This window comes from Mycobacterium sp. TH-M15 (assembly GCF_057473705.1).
On sequence record NZ_JBYCLB010000027.1, the window covers coordinates 1 to 3,636 of the forward strand.

Annotated in this window: 5 protein-coding genes; 3 read left to right on the forward strand and 2 right to left on the reverse strand. The window is 71.0% G+C overall.

Features of this window, described 5'->3' with window-relative positions; genetic code table 11:
• Together AC2VNT_RS00685 and AC2VNT_RS00690 are read left to right on the forward strand one after the other, a co-directional pair.
• Positions 1-502 (forward strand): DUF58 domain-containing protein (locus AC2VNT_RS00685; RefSeq protein WP_486945028.1); only part of this gene is annotated, 502 nt, incomplete at its 5' end.
• Positions 499-927, forward strand: coding sequence for a hypothetical protein (locus tag AC2VNT_RS00690; RefSeq protein WP_486945029.1), 429 nt, complete (start codon positions 499-501; stop codon positions 925-927). The genes AC2VNT_RS00685 and AC2VNT_RS00690, both read left to right, overlap by 4 nt.
• Positions 928-937: 10 nt before the next feature.
• Here the strand turns inward: AC2VNT_RS00690 and AC2VNT_RS00695 are convergent, their stop codons facing one another.
• Both AC2VNT_RS00695 and AC2VNT_RS00700 read right to left on the reverse strand, forming a co-directional pair.
• Complete coding sequence (locus AC2VNT_RS00695) at positions 938-2,068, reverse strand: nitronate monooxygenase (protein WP_486945030.1); 1,131 nt, start codon at positions 2,066-2,068, stop codon at positions 938-940.
• Between the two features lie 91 nt (positions 2,069-2,159).
• Positions 2,160-2,972, reverse strand: coding sequence for an HAD family hydrolase (locus AC2VNT_RS00700; protein WP_486945031.1), 813 nt, complete (start codon positions 2,970-2,972; stop codon positions 2,160-2,162).
• A gap of 159 nt (positions 2,973-3,131) precedes the next feature.
• Between AC2VNT_RS00700 and AC2VNT_RS00705 the strand changes: the two genes are divergently transcribed.
• Positions 3,132-3,356, forward strand: coding sequence for a hypothetical protein (locus tag AC2VNT_RS00705; RefSeq protein ID WP_486945032.1), 225 nt, complete (start codon positions 3,132-3,134; stop codon positions 3,354-3,356).
• Positions 3,357-3,636 lie beyond the last annotated feature (280 nt).

Genomic DNA, 3,636 nt, shown 5'->3' on the forward strand with positions numbered 1-3,636 from the left:
ACGGACGGCGCGCGGTGCCGCGCACGTGGCGCAGACCGCGCTGCGCAACGGCGACCGGGCGGGGATCGTCACCCTCAGCGGGCGCCGCACCCGCTGGGTCGGGGCCGACATCGGGCAGCGGCAGTTCTACCGGGTGGTCGACGCCGTGCTCGCCGCGGGCGCCGAATTCGAAACGACCACCGGCGCGCTCGCCCCGGCCGCGGCCGTCCCGCCCGGCGCGATCGTCATCGCCTTCTCGACCCTGCTCGACCCCGAGTTCGCTGCCGCGCTCACCGACCTGCGCAGACGCGGTCACCTGGTGCTCGCCGTGGACGTGCTCCCCGGTTCCCCGTTCGAAGACGAACCGGACCCGCTGGTTGCCCGGCTCTGGACGCTGCAGCGCTCGGCGATGTACCGGGACATGTCCGTGCTCGGGGTGGACGTGGTGCCGTGGCAGTCCGACCGGCCGTTGACGCAGGTGATGCGGCTGGCCGCCGATCGCCGCCGAGGACGCCCCCGATGACGGTGGCCATGGCCAGGGTCGCGGCGACCGGAGTCGGTGCGCTGATGACGGCGTGGCCCCTGGTCGGCGCGCCGGGGCCGGCGGCCGTCGCGGCGGTCGCTGCCCTGGTCGCGGCGCTGGTCGGTGTCGCTGTCCGGCCGGCCGCCACCCTGGCGGTGCTGCTCGTCGTGGCGACGATCGCGCTGGCGAACACCGCGCCGCTGCCCACCGCGGCCTGCGGGCTCTGCGCCGTCGGCTACCTGGTGCTTCGGTACGCGGCCACGGTCACCGCGCCGACCCTGGTCGCCGCCGTCGGGTTCAGCCTGGTCGGGTTGGTGGCGACCGCGTTTCCGCTGCGGCTGCCGTGGTTCCCGCTGGTGGCGCCGTTGGCGGCGTTCGGGTGTTTCCTGGTGGCCGTCCGGCCGTTCCTCGGTGCGCGGGGCTGACGTCCGGTGGTCAGACCCCGGCCGCCTCGTTGAACGCGTCCAGCCGGCCGGTGGCCTCGAGGTATTCCTGCACCCACCGCTCGATGACGGTCGCGGTCTTCTCCACCTTGGTGAGCTGACCGACCACCTGGCCGACCGGGTTGAACGCCACCCCGACGCTCTCGTTGGGGTATTTGTGGGTGGCCTTCACCGCCATCCCGGAGACCATGTACTGCAGCGGCATCCCGAGCGGCTCGGGGTTGCCGTCGGCCTGCCACGCGTCGGTCCAGTCGTTGCGCAGCATCCGGCACGGCTTGCCGGTGAACGACCGGCTCCGCACGGTGTCCCGGCTGCTGGCCTTGATGTAAGCCTCCTGCTGCTTGGGCGTGTTGTTGGCCTCCTCGACCATCAGCCACTGCGAGCCGGTCCAGGCGCCCTGGGCGCCCATCGCCAGGGCGGCGGCGATCTGCTGGCCGCTGCCGACACCGCCGGCGGCCAGCACCGGCCGCGGGGCGACCGCGGCGACGACCTGCGGCCACAGCACGATCGAACCGACCTCGCCGCAGTGCCCGCCGCCCTCGCCGCCCTGGGCGATGATGATGTCGACGTCGGCCTCGGCGTGCTTGCGGGCCTGCGCCGTGGAGCCGCACAGCGCGGCCACTTTGCGGCCTTCGGCGTGGATGTGCTCGATCATCTCCGCCGGCGGTGTGCCGAGCGCGTTGGCGATCAGTGTCATCTTCGGGTGCCGCAGTGCCACCTCGACCTGCGGCGTCGCCGTCGCCTCGGTCCAGCCGAGCAGCTGCAGGCTGTCCTTGGCGCTGTCCTCGACCGGGACGCCGTGGTCGGCGAGGATCTTGCGGGCGAAGTTCAGATGCTGCTGCGGCACCATCTTTTTGAGGCTCTCCGCCAGCTCATCGGGGGACTGGTGCGAGTCCATGCCCTCGTATTTGTTCGGGATCACGATGTCCACCCCGTACGGGTGGTCGCCGATGTTCTCGTCGATCCAGTTCAGCTCGATCTCCAGCTGCTCCGGGGTGAAGCCGACCGCGCCGAGCACGCCGAAGCCGCCCGCCTTGCTCACCGCCACGACCACGTCACGGCAGTGGGTGAACGCGAAGATCGGAAACTCGATGCCGAGTTCCTCGCAGATCGGGGTGTGCATCTCTGCTCCTTGTCGGGAGGCGTGGCGGGTCGGCCGACCGTCGGCCGGCATTATTGAAACGTGTTCTAGTTTAGTACCAGATTCGTCCGGGTCACGCCATGCGGCCGGCTCTGCCGACTTGCAGCACCGGCCAGCCACGCTCCGCCGCCAGGGCGGCCAGCCCGGGCCGCGGGTTCACCGGTCGGGGGTGGCCGACCAGCAGCATCAACGCCGCGTCCTCGGTGCCGTCGGCGTAGAAGTAACTCTGCGGCAACGCCACCGCGTGCTCGGCGCAGAACCGCTGCACGGCGGCGGCCTTACCGGCTCCCCAGATCACCGGTTTGACGATCTGGCCGGTCAGCTTCCCGTCGTCGTCGAGTTCGAAGCGGTTGCACAGCACGTGGTCGATGCCCAGGAAATGCGCCACCGGCTCGGCGTGGATGGTCACCGCCGAGGAGCTGAGCGCCACGGTGTGGCCGAGCCGTTGGTGGGCGTGCACGATCTGGTGCATGTGCGGGTAGACGCGGGCGGCGATCCGGTCGACGAACAGCCACTGGCCCAGCGTGTCGAGGTGGGCGAGCGATTCGCCGTGCAGATACCCGGCCGCCCGGGTCAGCAGCCGGTCGAACTGCATCCGCCCGAACCGATATCGAACCGCGGTCTCGACGATTCCGGCCAGCTCGCCGATCCGGGCCTGCCGGCGCCGGATCCGGTGCCCGGCGTGTGCGGTGGCGGTGAACCCGGAGACCAGGGTGCCGTCCAGGTCGAAGAACGCGCCGACCTCCGGTCCGGTCGGGCCGGCGGCGATCTCGGCGAGCACGTCGGCGGTCGTCGGGTCGCGATCGGGTACTGCGGAGTGCAGCACCGGGTCCAGCGCGACGTCCACCGCGCCGGGGGAGCGAGCCGAACCATGCCGATGTCGCATCACGATCCGCCACCGCCTTCGCCGCCTGTTCGGCCGGGTTACCCGACGGCCAGTCTGCCACCGCCCGCACCGGCCACCGCGCCGACAGCTGCTAGCGTGTGCGATCGACCCGGATGCGCGCCCCTGCCCTGCGCATTCGCGTCGCAGGGAGGAGCACCGATGACGGCGACCACCGGGCGAGAGTCGTTAGCCAACTTCGCTGCGGAGCGCGGCTGGCAGCGCAAGGCCCATCAGCGCGCCGACATCTACCTCCGCGGCATCTACCAGGTGCACGCGATCTGGCGGGACGCCGACATGCTCAACGCCGGCTCTCAGTACGAGGACTCGATCCTGCTCTCCTATACCCGGGACCTGGCCAAGGTCCAAGGCTGGCTGGCCAAGTAGTCGGCCGGGACCCCGGGACGGCCGCCGCCCGCCAACCCGCCCGGATATCACCGACGCGACACTCCTTCGCAACGGTTCGATCAACCGTCACTCGTGTCACGCGAGTAACATCTGTCACGCGGTTTAGCTTCAGTCCCGAACGTGCCGTCAAGGGATTGGAAGAGTCATGTCACCCATCAGAAAATGCATCAGCGTCGTCGCCGGCGCCGCCGCCGGGCTGTTCCTGGCCGCGCTGGCGTCCACCGCCACCGCCAGCGCCGACACCGTGGTGCCGGCCATC

Coding starts and splice junctions, on each gene's coding strand:
- AC2VNT_RS00700 (WP_486945031.1), bottom strand. CDS start 2,972: ATGCGACATCGGCATGGTTCGGCTCGCTCCCCCGGCGCGGTGGACGTC.
- AC2VNT_RS00705 (WP_486945032.1), top strand. CDS start 3,132: ATGACGGCGACCACCGGGCGAGAGTCGTTAGCCAACTTCGCTGCGGAG.
- AC2VNT_RS00695 (WP_486945030.1), bottom strand. CDS start 2,068: ATGCACACCCCGATCTGCGAGGAACTCGGCATCGAGTTTCCGATCTTC.
- AC2VNT_RS00690 (WP_486945029.1), top strand. CDS start 499: ATGACGGTGGCCATGGCCAGGGTCGCGGCGACCGGAGTCGGTGCGCTG.